This is a genomic window from Chryseobacterium rhizoplanae (assembly GCF_900182655.1).
GTDB lineage: Bacteria > Bacteroidota > Bacteroidia > Flavobacteriales > Weeksellaceae > Chryseobacterium > Chryseobacterium rhizoplanae.
Genome location: NZ_FXTC01000001.1, coordinates 529,392 through 544,095 on the forward strand (window position 1 = coordinate 529,392; position 14,704 = coordinate 544,095).

11 protein-coding genes are annotated in these 14,704 nt (G+C 37.0%); 6 read left to right on the plus strand and 5 right to left on the minus strand.

Going from position 1 to position 14,704, the window contains the following annotated elements; genetic code table 11:
- Window positions 1-364 precede the first annotated feature (364 nt).
- The 5 genes from FN817_RS02350 to FN817_RS02370 all read right to left on the minus strand — a co-directional run bounded on the left by FN817_RS02350 (window position 365) and on the right by FN817_RS02370 (window position 5,995).
- Window positions 365-613 carry a DUF6952 family protein gene (locus FN817_RS02350; protein WP_142716548.1) on the minus strand — a complete coding sequence of 83 codons (249 nt, stop codon included), beginning with the start codon at window positions 611-613 and terminating at the stop codon, window positions 365-367.
- On the minus strand, window positions 613-921 hold the full coding sequence (locus tag FN817_RS02355) for a thioredoxin family protein (protein WP_034698499.1): 309 nt from the start codon (window positions 919-921) through the stop codon (window positions 613-615). The genes FN817_RS02350 and FN817_RS02355 overlap by 1 nt, the downstream gene beginning before the upstream one ends.
- Before the next feature lie 126 nt (window positions 922-1,047).
- Entirely contained in the window at window positions 1,048-1,680 is a 633-nt protein-coding gene (locus FN817_RS02360; RefSeq protein ID WP_047098363.1) for a peroxiredoxin, read from the minus strand.
- 147 nt (window positions 1,681-1,827) lie between these two features.
- Window positions 1,828-4,767, minus strand: a complete 2,940-nt coding sequence (locus tag FN817_RS02365; protein ID WP_142716549.1) for a M16 family metallopeptidase — start codon at window positions 4,765-4,767, stop codon at window positions 1,828-1,830.
- 34 nt (window positions 4,768-4,801) lie between these two features.
- Window positions 4,802-5,995, minus strand: coding sequence for a pyridoxal phosphate-dependent aminotransferase (locus tag FN817_RS02370; protein ID WP_142716550.1), 1,194 nt, complete (start codon window positions 5,993-5,995; stop codon window positions 4,802-4,804).
- Window positions 5,996-6,260: 265 nt separating this feature from the next.
- Between FN817_RS02370 and FN817_RS02375 the strand changes: the two genes are divergently transcribed.
- From FN817_RS02375 to FN817_RS02400, 6 genes are all read left to right on the plus strand, one after another.
- Complete coding sequence (locus FN817_RS02375) at window positions 6,261-7,598, plus strand: M28 family metallopeptidase (protein ID WP_142716551.1); 1,338 nt, start codon at window positions 6,261-6,263, stop codon at window positions 7,596-7,598.
- A 97-nt stretch (window positions 7,599-7,695) separates the two neighbouring features.
- Entirely contained in the window at window positions 7,696-8,331 is a 636-nt protein-coding gene (gene rsmG / locus FN817_RS02380; protein ID WP_142716552.1) for a 16S rRNA (guanine(527)-N(7))-methyltransferase RsmG, read from the plus strand.
- Window positions 8,332-8,393: 62 nt separating this feature from the next.
- Entirely contained in the window at window positions 8,394-8,798 is a 405-nt protein-coding gene (locus FN817_RS02385) for a hypothetical protein (protein ID WP_047422686.1), read from the plus strand.
- Window positions 8,798-9,334, plus strand: a complete 537-nt coding sequence (locus tag FN817_RS02390; protein WP_142716553.1) for a DUF922 domain-containing protein — start codon at window positions 8,798-8,800, stop codon at window positions 9,332-9,334. The genes FN817_RS02385 and FN817_RS02390 overlap by 1 nt, the downstream gene beginning before the upstream one ends.
- Complete coding sequence (locus FN817_RS02395) at window positions 9,331-12,018, plus strand: PD-(D/E)XK nuclease family protein (protein ID WP_142716554.1); 2,688 nt, start codon at window positions 9,331-9,333, stop codon at window positions 12,016-12,018. The genes FN817_RS02390 and FN817_RS02395 overlap by 4 nt, the downstream gene beginning before the upstream one ends.
- A 179-nt stretch (window positions 12,019-12,197) precedes the next feature.
- Window positions 12,198-14,561, plus strand: coding sequence for a patatin-like phospholipase family protein (locus FN817_RS02400; RefSeq protein ID WP_142716555.1), 2,364 nt, complete (start codon window positions 12,198-12,200; stop codon window positions 14,559-14,561).
- Window positions 14,562-14,704: the final 143 nt, after the last annotated feature.

Here is a 14,704-nt window from a genome sequence, read left to right on the forward strand (position 1 = left end):
AAAATTGTTTTTATAACCACAGATTTCACAGATTGGCACAGATGATTGCATGTAATTTTGATGAATTGATTGGTTTTATTCTATTTGTGAAATTTGTGTAAGACATTTGTGTTATTTGTGGTTTTGGGAATTTAAACCCAAAAAATCCAGATGAAACTTCACCGGATTTTATTGGATATTCTTTAAAAGTTTTCATGCAACCAGCAGCTTCATGAGACTGGTTAAGGTCCTTTGAAGTAAGTAAGTTTTACTGTTGATGCAAAAAAAAGATTCTTAAAGAATAGAAAAAGTATAGTAATGAGGAAAACCTCAGGTATTGTATTTTGTGTTTTTTACAATCTTTTAATTAAATAATCAAAAGATATTATTTGTCGATTGATCCTAAAACCTTCTGAGCAAAAGAGTTTAAAGCATCTTTTTCACTCATTCCGTTTTGTACGTTGGCGTGAACTTCCAGAGCTCCACAAATATTGGTGATCAATTCTCCTGCAACATTTAAGTCTTCTTCGCTTGTTCCTCTGAATTCGCAAAAACTTTCCAGTACCTCTAATGTTTTTTCAAGGTTTTCAAGAGTCTGATTCTGATAAAACTGTCTGATTACGGGTAATTTCATTATGCTAATTCATTAAAAAGGTTAATTAAACTTTCTGCCTGGTTAGATTGAACCTGGTTGACCAATTCTCCGTTTTTAAAGATCGCGAAAGTAGGTAAGTTGTCCACTTTTGCTAATTTTCTGCTTTCAGGAAGCTTTTCAGCATCTACATATAAAAATGGAATAGAATCATTTTCAGATGCCAGTTTTTTGAATTTCGGCTTCATGATTCTGCAGTTTCCGCACCATGTTGCGCCATATTGAACAACTACTTTTTCGTTGTCGTTAACTATATTTTGTAATGTATCTTCGGTTAATTCTGTGTACATGATTGTAATTTGAAAATTTATTAATTTGAAAATGTGTCAATGCTTTGTAAAGAAGAAAATGAGATAATTTTTAACTATCCTGAGATTAATTTTCAAATTATCTCATTTTCAAATTAACACATTATATTAGTTCTTAGCTAAGTATTCTGCTGTAGAAGTTCTGTCAGCTTTCATTGCATCTTTTCCTTCTTCCCAGTTTGCAGGACATACTTCACCATGTTTTTGAACGTGTGTGTAAGCGTCAATTAATCTTAAGAATTCTTTTACGTTTCTTCCCAGAGGCATATCGTTTACCGCTTCGTGGAAGATTTTTCCAGTTTCGTCGATAAGGTAAGTTGCTCTGTAAGTTACGTTAGAACCTGTGAAAACTTCTTCTCCTTCTTCATTGTATTCAAAATCCTGGTCAACAATACCCAATGTGTTTGCCAATTGTCTGTGTGTATCAGCTAAAAGCGGGTAAGTTACTCCTTCAATACCTCCGTTATCTTTTGGTGTGTTCAACCATGCGAAGTGTACTTCGTTAGTATCACAAGATGCACCAATTACTTTAGTGTTTCTTTTTTCGAACTCTCCTAAAGCCTCCTGGAAAGCGTGAAGCTCAGTAGGGCATACGAAAGTAAAATCTTTAGGGTACCAGAATAAAAGAACTTTTTGCTGGTTGTTTACTGCTTCATCAAGGATGTTGATTCTTAAATCGTCACCCATTTCGGACATTGCGTCAATTGTTAAATTGGGGAATTTTTTTCCTACTAAAGACATAATTTTCTGTTTTTATATTTAAATTTCTATGGCAAAGATATGAAAGATTCATCTATCGAACAAACAAATATTGATAAATAAAATCTATAATTGTTTTTGACGTGTTGTTAAATAAAAAAGCCCTGACAACAGGGCTTTTTGTTTATTTTAGTAACCAAATACTTCGGTTAAATTAAGTTTTTTTACCTCACCTAATTTCTGCATATCGGCCTCATTTACTTTATCTTGAGAGGCGACAAGGCAGTATGTGTAGTTTTTGTTCTTCATTTCCTTATCGTGGAAAGTATTGATGTCTGTGAAAGACAGTTTTGGTGCCTGTTCATAGACATTCTGTCTCATGTCAAAATTGTTTCCAAGTCTTTGAGATTTCAGATAGGAGAAGATGATTCCGTCCTGAGTGATTCTTTCAGAAGCAATTGATTTTTTCAATCCGCTTTTTGCAGTTTCAAATAACTGTTCAGATTTTGGAAGAGTTGTTAAAAGTTCATTCATTGCTGTTGTAGACTCATTGAATTTATCAGCCTGTGTTCCTACATACGCCATAATCATATCCTTGTCTGTTTTCTTGCTTGGAAGTGCAAAATAAGAGTACGTAGAATAAGCCAGTGCTTTAGATTCTCTGATCGTCTGGAAAACAATAGATCCCATTCCGCCTCCAAAGTAGTTGTTAAACAAGCTTACGGTAGGAGTAGTTGCAGGATTGTATTGGTCTGCATTTCTTACCCAAAAAATTTCTGCCTGCACCATATCATAATGAGCAAACAATACTTTGTTTTTATCAGTCGGGATCTGAGCGAAAGTTTTAGACTTAGGCAGGTCTTTCAGGGTTGCAGGAAGCTTGTGAACAGGTTTTAGAGATGCTACCACTTCATTTCCTGTTTTAGGACCGTAATACAATACTTTATGCTTGAAATTAAACAAATCATGAAGAACGTTAATCAGATCTTCTGCTTTTAATGCGTCAAGTTCAGCATCGCTCAGTACATTGTTGAAAGGATTCTGTGCACCATATTGTGCATAACTTCTCAGTCCGGCCATGATGGTTCCTTTATTTTGCTTCGCATTGGCTCTGGCTTTCTTCAGTCTTGTTTTGTAAGCATCAAGAGCTGCCTGATCTGCCTGACAGTTTTTAATCAGATCTTCAAATAAAGAAATCGTTTTATCGAAGTTTTCATTTAAACCTTCAAGCGATACATAAGTTTCTTCATTTCCGGCACCTACATTGAAGCTTGAAGCAAGTTTGTAAAACTCTTTACTGATAACTTCTGAAGATTTGTCCTTAGTTCCTAAATACTGAAGATATTCTGCGGCTATAGGAAGTATTTTGTTGTTCCATTTTCCGGAATCAAAGTGATAATACATTCTGAACAGTGCATTGTCTGTATTTTTTACAGAAAGTACGTCTACGTCGGCCAATTTGTTTTTAGCGATGTCTTTATCATAATTTAACCATACCGGAGCGATAGGGCTTTCAGGCATTTCATCAATCTTCTTAAGGAAAGGAGACTGGTCTTCTCTGTTAACGGACACCGGAGTGATGGTTGGTTTGTCAACTTTCACAATGCTCTTATCTTCACCTTTTCTTTTGTAAACCGCAACGTAGTTGTTGTTCTGAAGATATTTGGATACGAAATCCATGATATCTTTCTTCGTAAGTTTTGAAATTTCGTCAACATATTCAAGTGATGCTTTGTGGTCAATGTCTGAAGTAAATTCATCCATCAGGATACTTGCTCTTGACGAATATTTTTCATCCTTCTGAATAATACCTTTCTTTTCATTGTTGACGATAGACTGAATAAGATCATCAGAAAATTCCCCTTTTCTTAATTTATCAATTTCCTGAAGAAGAAGGTTTTTTACTTCATCCAGAGATTGCCCTTCAGTAGGTTTCCCTTGTAAAAGTAATACGGAATAATCTTTTAAGGTATAAGAACCTGCGTATGCTCCCAGTAACTTTTGTTTTTTTACCAGATCAAGGTCAATCAATCCTGCCTGCCCGTTGGTAAGCATGTTTCCAACAAGGTTCAGCATTCTTGCATCTTTCGTGGAAGCACCCGGAAATCTGAAACCAAGCATTACATTTTCAGGATTAGGCCCTGTAACTTCTTTTACAATTGGAGCTGTAATGGGTTTTTCCTGACCAACTTTATATTCAGGAATAGGTTTAGGCTTCATATATGAGAAAGCCTTGTCAATTTTTGCAATCACTTCATCCGGGTTAAAATCTCCGGACATGATGATTCCCATATTGTTGGGAACGTAATAATTATTGTAATATTCTCTGATAGCGTGTAGAGAAGGGTTTTTCAAATGTTCAATCGTTCCGATGGTGGTCTGCTTTCCGTAATTGTTGTTAGGGAAAAGGTTGGCAAACATGGTATCGAAAACTTTATCTCCATCATCATCTAGAGATCTGTTTTTTTCTTCATATACCGCCTCAAGCTCTGTATGGAAAAGTCTCAAAACAGGCTCTCTGAATCTTTCAGCCTGCACCGCAAGAAATTTGTCAAGAACATTGGCTGGTACATCTTCTGTGTATACGGTTTGTTCAAAGGAAGTGAAGGCATTGGTTCCGTCAGCTCCCATACCGGCCATCATTTTGTCGTATTCATTCGCAATTGCATATTTGGCAGCCTCTCCGGAAACCTTGTCAATCTCTTTGTAGATTTCTTTTCTTTTAGCTTCATCTTTGGTTTGGTTGTACTTTTCGTAAAGCGCGTCAATCTGGTCTAAAAGAGGTTTTTCTTTCGCCCAGTCTTTAGATCCGAACTGATTGGTTCCTTTGAAAAGCATATGCTCCAGATAATGGGCAAGACCGGTGTGGTCTGCAGGGTCGGTTTTGCTTCCTGCCTTTGTGGCGATATACGTTTGAATTCTCGGGTCCTTGTTTGTTGGACTCAAAATAACTGTTAATCCGTTTTTTAAGGTGTAATACCTTGCGGAAGTAGGGTCGTTGGTAACGTATCTATACTTATAGCCATTAGAATTTCCTTCTTTCCATTGGAAATCCTGGCCAAAAGCATGGCCTGCAAAACTTGCAGCGGCAATACTCGTTGCGATGGTTAGTTTTTTTAACAGATTCATTGCTGTTGTGCTTTATTTTGGGTTATTAATTTTATTAGTTGAATTGTTCCAATAAATTTTTGATTCGCTTCATAGCTTCTCTTAAGTCTTCCTCAGATGCAGCGTAAGAGAATCTGATACATTCCGGGCTTCCGAAAGAGAATCCGCCGACACAGCCTACATGAGCATTTTCCAGAAGGAACATGGCAAAGTCATCAGAGTTATTAATTTCAGTTCCGTTAAGGGTTTTTCCGATATAGTGTGAAATATCCGGGAAGAAATAGAATGCTGCTTTAGGAAGCAATACTTTGAATCCTGGGATTTCTTTGATCAGTTCATACACCAGATCTCTTCTTTCTTTGAAGGCATCAATCATGTATCTGTATTCAGAAGGGTCTGTTTTCAATGCCGTGATAGAAGCTCTCTGTGCCATGGTGTTGGCTCCGCTGGTCATCTGTCCCTGTACTTTTTCACAAGCTTTTGCCAGCCATTCCGGACAAGCAGAATAACCGATTCTCCATCCTGTCATTGCAAATGCTTTTGACATTCCGTTGATCACTGCGGTCTGTTCATATACTTCAGGAAACTGTGCGATAGAAGTTGTTTTTGTTTCGTAATTGATATACTCGTAAATCTCATCAGAAATTATCGTTACCTGAGGGTATTTAGCGATAACTTTCGCGATAGATTTTAATTCGTCATATGTGTAATAACCACCGGATGGGTTACATGGAGAACTGAAAAGTACTGCTTTGGTTTTCTCCGTAATAGCCTCTTCAAGCTGCTCTGCTGTTACTTTAAAGTCTGTTAAATAAGAAGTAGGAAGCATTACGGAAGTTCCGCCCATCATTTTTACCATTTCATCATAGCTTACCCAATACGGAGCGGGAAGAAGAACTTCATCACCATCATTGATAATGGAGGCAAGAACATTTATAATTGCTTGTTTAGCACCATTTGAAACACAGATCTGGGTAGGTTTGTATTCCAGATTGTTATCTCTTTTCAATTTATGAGCAATAGCCTCACGCAGTTCCAGAAATCCCGGAACAGGAGAGTAGTGGCTGTAGTTTTGGTTGATGGCATCGAAAGCAGCCTGTTTGATATTGTCCGGAACATCGAAATCCGGTTCGCCAAGAGTTAAGCTGATCACATCTATTCCGTTGGCTTTCATTTCTCTGGCTTTGTTTGACATTACAAATGTCTGGGAGTATCCTAGTCTTTTTACTCTATCTGAAAGTTTATCCATTGTATTTCTTGAATTTTAACAAATATATAATAAAAACGTCTTCTGGGGGCAATAAAAGTAGGGGTACTTAAAAGATTTTTGTCAGGTTTTGAACAGATTTTTCCTGTTTGGAATCATTATGTTACCTGGACAGGGATAAACACTTGACTCGTGTTTTGGTCAAATAAAAATCAATAATATGAAGATAAGTGAAAATTTAGATTAAATAAAAAGTATTTCCGAAGTTTACGGTTTTGTATCTTTAAACAATCAAGATCATTATTCTATGAAATATTCCGTTTTTTTATTGCTGATTTCCTGTACTGTCTTTTCTCAGAAACATTCAAAAGATGATGAAGTGAAGAAATATGTCTCGCAGGTGAGTGAAGATTCATTGAAGTCATACATTGGTAAGTTGGTAAGCTTTGAGACCAGACATACCTTAAGCACGGTGGATGATCCAAAGCATGGAATAGGTGCCGCACGGAATTGGGTTATTAAAAAATTCAAAGATTATGCTGAAAATTCCGGTGGCAGAATGGAAGTCTACCTTCAGCAGGAAGATATTCAGCCGGATGGAAAACGAATTGATCAAGCAGTCAGTCTTGGAAATGCCGTTGCTTTTCTGAAAGGTACAGATCCTGATGACAAAAGAATCTTCCTGATCGGTGGACATCTTGATTCAAGAGTAACAGACGTGATGAACCGGACTTCAAAAGCACCGGGAGCCAATGATGATGGCAGTGGAGTAAGCGCTGTTATTGAATCTGCAAGGATATTAAGTAGATCTTCATTTCCGGCCTCCATTATCTTTGTAGCGCTTTCCGGAGAAGAGCAATCACTGTTGGGATCCAAACAATTGGCTGAAAAAATTAAGAGAGAAAATCTACAGTTGGAAGCTGTCCTGAACAATGATATGATTGGTAATCCTAAAGCAGGAGAAACAGGAGAAATCAATACCCGTACCCTCCGTGTATTCAGTGAAGGTCTGCCGTATGAAGATCTCGATAAAAAAGCAATGGCAATCAGAAATCTGGGTTTTGAAAATGACAGCGAATCCAGACAGCTGGCAAGATATATCAAAGAAATTACAGAACAATACATCAAAGGACTTGAAATTAAGCTGATCTACAGAAATGACAGGTTTTTGCGTGGAGGAGATCATACCAGCTTTGTCAATAACGGATTTCCTTCTGTCAGATTAACCGAGTATTATGAAAATTATGATCATCAGCATCAGGATATAAGAGTAGAAAATAATAAGCAATATGGCGATCTTCCGGAATTTATAGATTTTAAATACCTGAGGAAGAATGTGGCTGCCAATATCGCGGTACTTGCCAGTCTTGCAAAATCTACTTCAAAACCAGAAAAAGTGGAAATGGACGTTAAAGAACTTACCAATTCTACAATCCTGCATTGGGAGAAGCCAAAATCAGGAACTCCGGCAGGTTATTATGTGCTGGTACGGGAAACGGACAGTCCGGTATGGCAGAAAAAAATATTTACAACAGGACTTTCCATTAAAGTTCCGCTTTCCAAAGACAATTATATTTTTGCCGTACAGACCATCAGCCAGTCCGGAAACCTGAACGTACCTGTAATTCCGGGGATTGCGAAGTAATGCTCTCTGTTGAAAACAGGGGATCAGGGTCTGCCGGGAAAAGTAGATTTGAATACAAGAGAAATAAAACTTATTTTTGTGGTTTATAATAATTCACATGTCTGCATCGTTACTATTAAAATATTTCCCGGATCTTACTGAAAAACAGAAAGAACAGTTTTCACAATTGGAAAACCTGTACAATGAATGGAATGAAAAAATCAATGTAATTTCCAGAAAAGATATGGAGTCGCTGTATGAAAAGCATATTCTCCACTCTTTGGGAATTGCGAAAGTAATGGAATTTGCGCCGGGAACAAAAGTTTTGGATATCGGAACCGGAGGTGGTTTTCCGGGAATTCCTCTGGCGATCCTGTTTCCTGAGACAGAATTTACTCTGATTGATTCTATCGGTAAGAAAATCAGTGTGGTACAGGCAGTAGCAGAGGGGGTAGGATTGACGAATGTAACGGCTATCCACGGAAGAGCAGAAAAACTCAAAGAAAAATTCCACTTTGTAGTCAGCAGAGCGGTAACCCAGATGCCTGAATTTTTAAGATGGTTGAAAGGAAAATTTGAAAAAGAACAGTTTAATTCTAAACATAACGGAATTTTATATTTAAAAGGCGGTGATCTTGCAGAAGAGCTGGCCGGACTTAAATGTGAAATATTCAATCTTAAACACTATTTTGATGAAGAATTTTTTGATACTAAGAAAGTAGTTTATGTGTCAAAAGGTAATTTTAATTCCTGATTTTTATGTAAATAAGGAATAATTTTTGCTAATATTTGTTAATAATCAGAAAAGTAAAGGTTATGAAAAAACTTTTAAATATTGGATTTTCAGTATTACTGTTTGGCGGGCTTCTGGTTTCGTGTAATGATGACGATTACCATACAATCGAATCTATCGATAAGATCAAAATAGACAGTGTAAAAATTGTCAATGATACCATGGATGTTTTTGCGATACAAAGCATAAAGACTTATTCCACCTATCCGTCTCATTGTGAAGGCTTTTACGGGTATGATTATGTTTACAATAATGATCTTGACAGAACAGTTACTTCCTACAAATATATCACAAACGGACCTTGTGCGCAGGGAAATTATGTAGGAGGCAATCAAATCAACTTCAGTCCGCAGAGAAAAGGAACCTATACTTTTAAATTCTGGAACGGAGGAAATAACTGGATTACGAAAACAATTGTGGTAGAATAATGAGATTGACTTTTGTATTGTGCTTATTGGCAGCTGAGTTGGTATTCGGACAAAAAATTACATGGGAGGAAGGCAGAAAGCTGACATGGGATAATTTTAAAAGCCCGGTCAATAGGAAAAAAAATCCCGATGTAGCAGCGTATACCCATTGCGGCTGGGAGTTTTCTTCTATAAAATCTTCCAATCCAAAAGCGCCGGTTACGATTACCATAAAAACCATATTTAACGAAGAAAAATCCTGGAAGGACGTGAAAAAGATGGATGATTACATTCTTCTTCATGAGCAGAAGCATTTTGATATTGCAGAATTATTTGTAAGAAAATTCAGAAAGGCAGTCGCTGAAAAAATCAGGACTTCCGGTGATTATAACAAGTATTTCAAAGCCATTTATGACGGAATATCCAATGATTACCAAGACTTCCAGATGGCCTATGACAGAGAAACCCGTCACGGCATCAATAAAGAAAAACAGACAGAATATAATAATACGATTTCTGAACAACTAGACAACCTAAAAAGCTATCAAGCCCCTTGAAATTCCTCAATAAGATCATTCACGAACTGCTGGCGCAAAACCCGGATCTTTCTGCGTTTAATATCATTCTGCCCGGAAAACGTCCCATTGTGTTTATCAGACAAATTCTGGAGGAAAACAATTACTCAGGGCTTCTTCCCAATTTTTTTACCATAGAAGAACTTATCAATAAAATTTCTGATCAGCAGCCGATTCAGGGAATTCCATTGTGGCTTTTCTCATTCGATGTATACAGAAGCCTGAATCTTATTCCCAGGGATGATTTTTCGGACTTTTTGAAGTGGTTTCCTACGCTGCAGAAGGACTGGGATGATATTCTCAAATTCTCAGACAGTGATCAGGCAGTTCTGCAGTATATGTTTGATGAGGAAAGGATTAAAGAATGGGCTCAGGATCTTGGTGAGGATGATGATGTCCCAAGAAAGAAGTTTCTTAATTTCTGGCAGAATATGAACGTTTTTCTCCCTGTTTTAAAAGAGAGACTGAGGGAAAAGAATTGGGCGACTTCCGGAATGATTCATGAGGCAGCTAAAGCTAAGATTGCTGATTTTGCAAAAGATACCAAAGAAGAATTTATCTTTTGTGGATTCAATGCCTTTACTCCGGTAGAGGAAAAGCTGGTAAGAAATCTTTTGAAATGGAATAAAGCGCAATGTTTTTTTCAGGCAGACCGTTATTATTTCAATGACGAGAGACAGGAAGCCGGAAAGTTTCTGAGAAATCATAAAACCTGGAAAGAATTTGATGATAACAGGACTTTTCAATGGATAGAAGACGATTTTAACCAACCTAAAAAAATTAAGGTATACGAAGTATCCGGAAATGTGACCCAGACGAAAGTGCTGCCGGAAATTTTTAAGGAAATCAATAATAAAACGTATTCCAATACAGCCGTAGTATTGCTGGATGAAAACCTTCTTCCCGCAAGTCTGGATGTAATGCATGGTGTGGATAATCTGAATATCACAATGGGATTCCCATTGAAGAACCTGTCTTTCTCCAATGCTGTGAAACGTTTGTTCTATCTGCAGAAACAACTGGAAAAAAATAAATCCTCCTATTACTACAGAGATGTTTTTCCGATTCTGGAAGAACTGCCTAAATCTGATGAAGATGAGCTTCTTATCAACGATTTTAAAGCCAAAGTAGAGGAGAGGAATATTGTTTATATTTCTAATAAGCTTCTGCATGAACTGCTGAGTGGGTTATCATATTTTAACCTTCTTCAGAAAGCCCAGGGGACGAATATTTATCTGGATATGCTTATTACGTTTTGCCAGCAGGTAAAATGGCTTGAAATAGACGATATCCAGTATGAGAATGTTTCTCACTTTGAAAATGCATTCAGGATCATCAAAAACCAGCTGACTCCTTACAATATTGAGATCAAAATGGAAACGCTGGAAATTCTGATCAACCAGCATATTAATTCTGAAAGTATCGATTTTCAGGGAGAACCGTTGAGAGGACTGCAGATCATGGGATTGCTGGAAACCCGTCTCCTGAATTTTGAAAATGTTATTCTGCTTTCTGTCAACGAAGGAAAACTTCCTCTTGGAAACTCTCAGAATACCTATATTCCTTTTGATATCCGAAGGTTTTTTGATCTTCATACTTTCCTGGAAAATGACAGCATCTATGCTTATCACTTTTACAGACTGATTCAGGATGCAAAGAATGTACACTTGTTATATAATGCTCTAAGTTCCGGAGTGAATACAGGGGAGAAGAGCCGTTTCATTACACAGATTGAAATGGAGAGCTCACACGAGATTGAACATCTGATTATTGAAAATTCTTCCGAGCCTATTACCACCAAACCTATAGAAATTTCCAAGACGCAGATTGTACAGGACCGCCTTCAGAGATGGAAAGAAAAAGTATCTGCCTCCCACCTTACAAGTTACCTCTATAATCCGATTGATTTCTACCTTTCCAAGATTTTGAATACCTCAGAAACGGATGAAATCGAAGAAGAGCTGTCTGTGAAAAATTACGGAAACCTGGTCCATTATTCACTTCAAGAAGTATATGAGGTGTTGAAGGGTAAGGTTTTAAAAGAAAGTGATTTAAAAGATTCAGTTAAAGCGATAGATCACTATACAAATATTGCTATTGAAAAGCTGAAACATCAGCCGGAATTCTATGAGAAGGGAATGAATTATATTCATAAAGCAATTGCTAAAAAAGTGATTGAAAATGTCCTTAGCCATGATCTTGAATTAATAAAACAGGGAAACAAACTGGAGATTGTTGATATCGAAAGAAGGTTTGAAAACATTGATTTTCCTTTGGATGGGAATGATAAAATTTCTTTCTTCGGATTCATTGACCGGATTGATAAACTGAACGGCACTTTAAGAATCATCGATTATAAAACAGCCAAGATCAAAAATCTCAGCGTTAAAATTGATGGAGATAACGTAGCTGAATATTTCCACAACAGTGAAAGAAAACAGGCGCTTCAGCTTTGTATTTATCATTATGTGGTGCAGCATCTTCCTGAGTTTTGGGGATACCCGATTGAAACAGGAATCTGGAGCTTTGCAGATGCTAAAAAAGGAATGGTTTCCCTGCAGTTTGACAAAGGAAATATTGATGATGCCATGAAATCAGTCAAAAGTCTGATCCTTGAAATCCTGAATCCGGACGTTAATTTTGTGGAAACAATAAAAACCTATTAAAATTATTTAATATTGAGTAAGTGATATTTTTACTTGAAAATCAATAGGTTAATTATTTGAAGTGACAGGCTGAAATACATTGATTTACTTCGTAAAACAGCCGTAAAGCAGACGGTTTTTGTGTATCTTTACTCTTTATAACTTTTAAAGTTTTCAATCGGATACCCTAAGAATCACCAATGAAAAAGATCCTGATATTTTTTGCCATCGCTTTCTCTCTTACGATCAAGTCTCAGCAAAAGAATGATTCTCTGAATATTGCCCTTCAGAATGTGACTAAAGATACTAAATTTGGTCTTGCGCTCAGTGGCGGTGGTGCAAAGGGGTTTGCACACATTGGGATTCTGAAGATGATTGATTCATTGGGAATCAAGGTAGATTACATCACAGGAACCAGTATGGGTGGGATTCTGGGCGGTTTGTATGCGATGGGGTACAATGCGGACCAGCTGAAGCGTACGATCTATAAAATGGACTGGAACAGGATTCTGAGTAATAAAATTCCTTACAGCAAAGTCAATATCAGTGAAAAAGATGAGTATGACAAATACATTCTTGAATTTCCCGTAGTCAAAGGATTTCCAACTCTCCCAGGCTCGTATATTGAAGGGCAGTATATGGGAGAAGTTCTTAATACACTTACTTTCAATGCAAAACATATCAATGATTTCAGCAAGCTGAGAATTCCTGTTCAGCTTACTTCTTCTGATATCGAAAATGGCGGACTGGTGATGCAGAAGCAAGGCTCTTTACCGCTTGCTATTCGTGCTACATTGGCAATTCCTGCGGCTTTTGCACCTGTTTATATTGATGGGAAGCTTTTGGTGGATGGCGGATTGGATCGTAATTATCCAGCCAATGAGGTTCGGGAGATGGGAGCAGATTTTGTGATTGGCGGTTATACAGGTTTCAGGCTTTTTACCAAAAAAGAAATTGAAAATCCGATGAAGATGATTTATCAGACTCATGCCATCCGTTCGGTAGAGGATTTTAAGCATCAGAAGGAGCTGTCTAATGTATTGGTAGATTTTGTAGATCCTTTGGGTGAGATTACAACGAAGGATTTTGCCAAATTCAGGAGGATCATCAAAATTGGAGAAGTGGAAGCCAGAAAACACCTTCCTGAGTTTGTGGCCCTGGCAGAAGCTCAGCGAAAGGCCGGAATCCAATATGAACATCAGATGATTGAAGAGGTGAAACTGCCTACTACAAAATTCACGTTTAATGAAGAAGATGGAACTCCTATTAACGATGCCGCGGAGATTGAGGTGCTTAAAAAACAAATGGGACTGACAGAAGGAAAATATTATGATGCAAAAACCGTAAATGAAGCAATAGACAGAGTATTTGGAATGCGTCAGTATGTAAAAGTGTATTATACTTACACGAACGAAAATGATGGTCTTGTCATGAATGTTTTTGTGAAAAGAGCAAAAAAAGGGGCTTTTAAGCTGGCTCTGCATTACGATACAGAACAGTCGGTTGGGATTATTGTTAATTATACCTACAGGAATATTCTCCTGAACAGGTCCAGATTTTTAGCAACCGTAGATATTTCAGAACGTTTTAAGGCTAAACTGGCTTATCAGCAGTTTCTGGACAGCGGAGAGCGTTTGTGGCTGGATCTGGAAGCTAAGATGATTAATCTTAAAAGTAATGACCTGAACTTCAGACTGTATGATGTAAATGATGATGGCAGTGACCGTTTTCCCAATCATATGTATCGTAATATAACGGGAAAGATTGCTTTGAATTATAATGTAAGTCCAAATGCCTATCTGTCATTGGGAACAGAATTCAGTACGGAAAGAATGTACAGTTTACTGGATAAAGTGGATCAGTCAAAAGTGGATAATTACAGTAAAAAACTATATAACCATAGTAATTTCAACACATTTCTGAAGTTTGAACATAACAGTCTCAACAAAAGATACTTTACCACAAAAGGGAATCATCTTCAGGTGAGTACAAGATTTTATTACGGAGATCAGTATGAACTTTACGATCTGAATACAGTACAGCCTCTTCTGTATCTGATACTCAACCCTAAAGACTCCTATTATTACGAACCTAAAAACCTTATTTCTTTTACTTTAAATGAGAATTTTTTCTATCCGATTACACGAAGACTGACTGTCAAAGCAAATGTGTTTTTAGGAGCCAGTTTTGGATCAAAAAGAGGCGATCAGGTTCCTTATTTATTCCTGAATCAGAAATATAATCTTGGAGGAAGCGAATATAATAATGATCTATTAAGTCCTGAATTCAACGGTCTTCGTCAGAAAGAACTTCCTATGACTTCTGTTGCCAAAACAGCAATATCACTTCAGTACAGGATTATGAAAAAACTTTATCTTACCCCTTCTTTCAGCTATGGAAAAGTGAGTGAAGAGCTTTCTCCTTTTAATAATAGTTTCGATATGTTTGGGTATGGAGTGAACCTTGGATATGAATCTCTCATAGGTCCTATAAGTATCAATGTTTCCAGAAACAACCAGCTTGATTTTTCAAGGATATATTTCAGCGTTGGTTTTAAGTTTTAAGCGTCAGTAGAATTTGTTACTTAAATTATTAATTTAAGTAAGGATGTTTATTGTTTATTATATTAATGACTTATTGTAATTATTGCTATAAAAAAGCACCTCATTGCTGAAGTGCCAAAAATTAACTTGAAATGAGATATGTA

What these genes read in the sequence shown, in the direction of transcription:
- FN817_RS02385 (WP_047422686.1), top strand. Translation starts at nt 8,394, where the DNA reads ATGAAAAAACTTTTAAATATTGGATTTTCAGTATTACTGTTTGGCGGG.
- FN817_RS02355 (WP_034698499.1), bottom strand. Translation starts at nt 921, where the DNA reads ATGTACACAGAATTAACCGAAGATACATTACAAAATATAGTTAACGAC.
- FN817_RS02400 (WP_142716555.1), top strand. Translation starts at nt 12,198, where the DNA reads ATGAAAAAGATCCTGATATTTTTTGCCATCGCTTTCTCTCTTACGATC.
- FN817_RS02360 (WP_047098363.1), bottom strand. Translation starts at nt 1,680, where the DNA reads ATGTCTTTAGTAGGAAAAAAATTCCCCAATTTAACAATTGACGCAATG.
- rsmG (WP_142716552.1), top strand. Translation starts at nt 7,696, where the DNA reads ATGTCTGCATCGTTACTATTAAAATATTTCCCGGATCTTACTGAAAAA.
- FN817_RS02375 (WP_142716551.1), top strand. Translation starts at nt 6,261, where the DNA reads ATGAAATATTCCGTTTTTTTATTGCTGATTTCCTGTACTGTCTTTTCT.
- FN817_RS02350 (WP_142716548.1), bottom strand. Translation starts at nt 613, where the DNA reads ATGAAATTACCCGTAATCAGACAGTTTTATCAGAATCAGACTCTTGAA.
- FN817_RS02370 (WP_142716550.1), bottom strand. Translation starts at nt 5,995, where the DNA reads ATGGATAAACTTTCAGATAGAGTAAAAAGACTAGGATACTCCCAGACA.
- FN817_RS02390 (WP_142716553.1), top strand. Translation starts at nt 8,798, where the DNA reads ATGAGATTGACTTTTGTATTGTGCTTATTGGCAGCTGAGTTGGTATTC.
- FN817_RS02365 (WP_142716549.1), bottom strand. Translation starts at nt 4,767, where the DNA reads ATGAATCTGTTAAAAAAACTAACCATCGCAACGAGTATTGCCGCTGCA.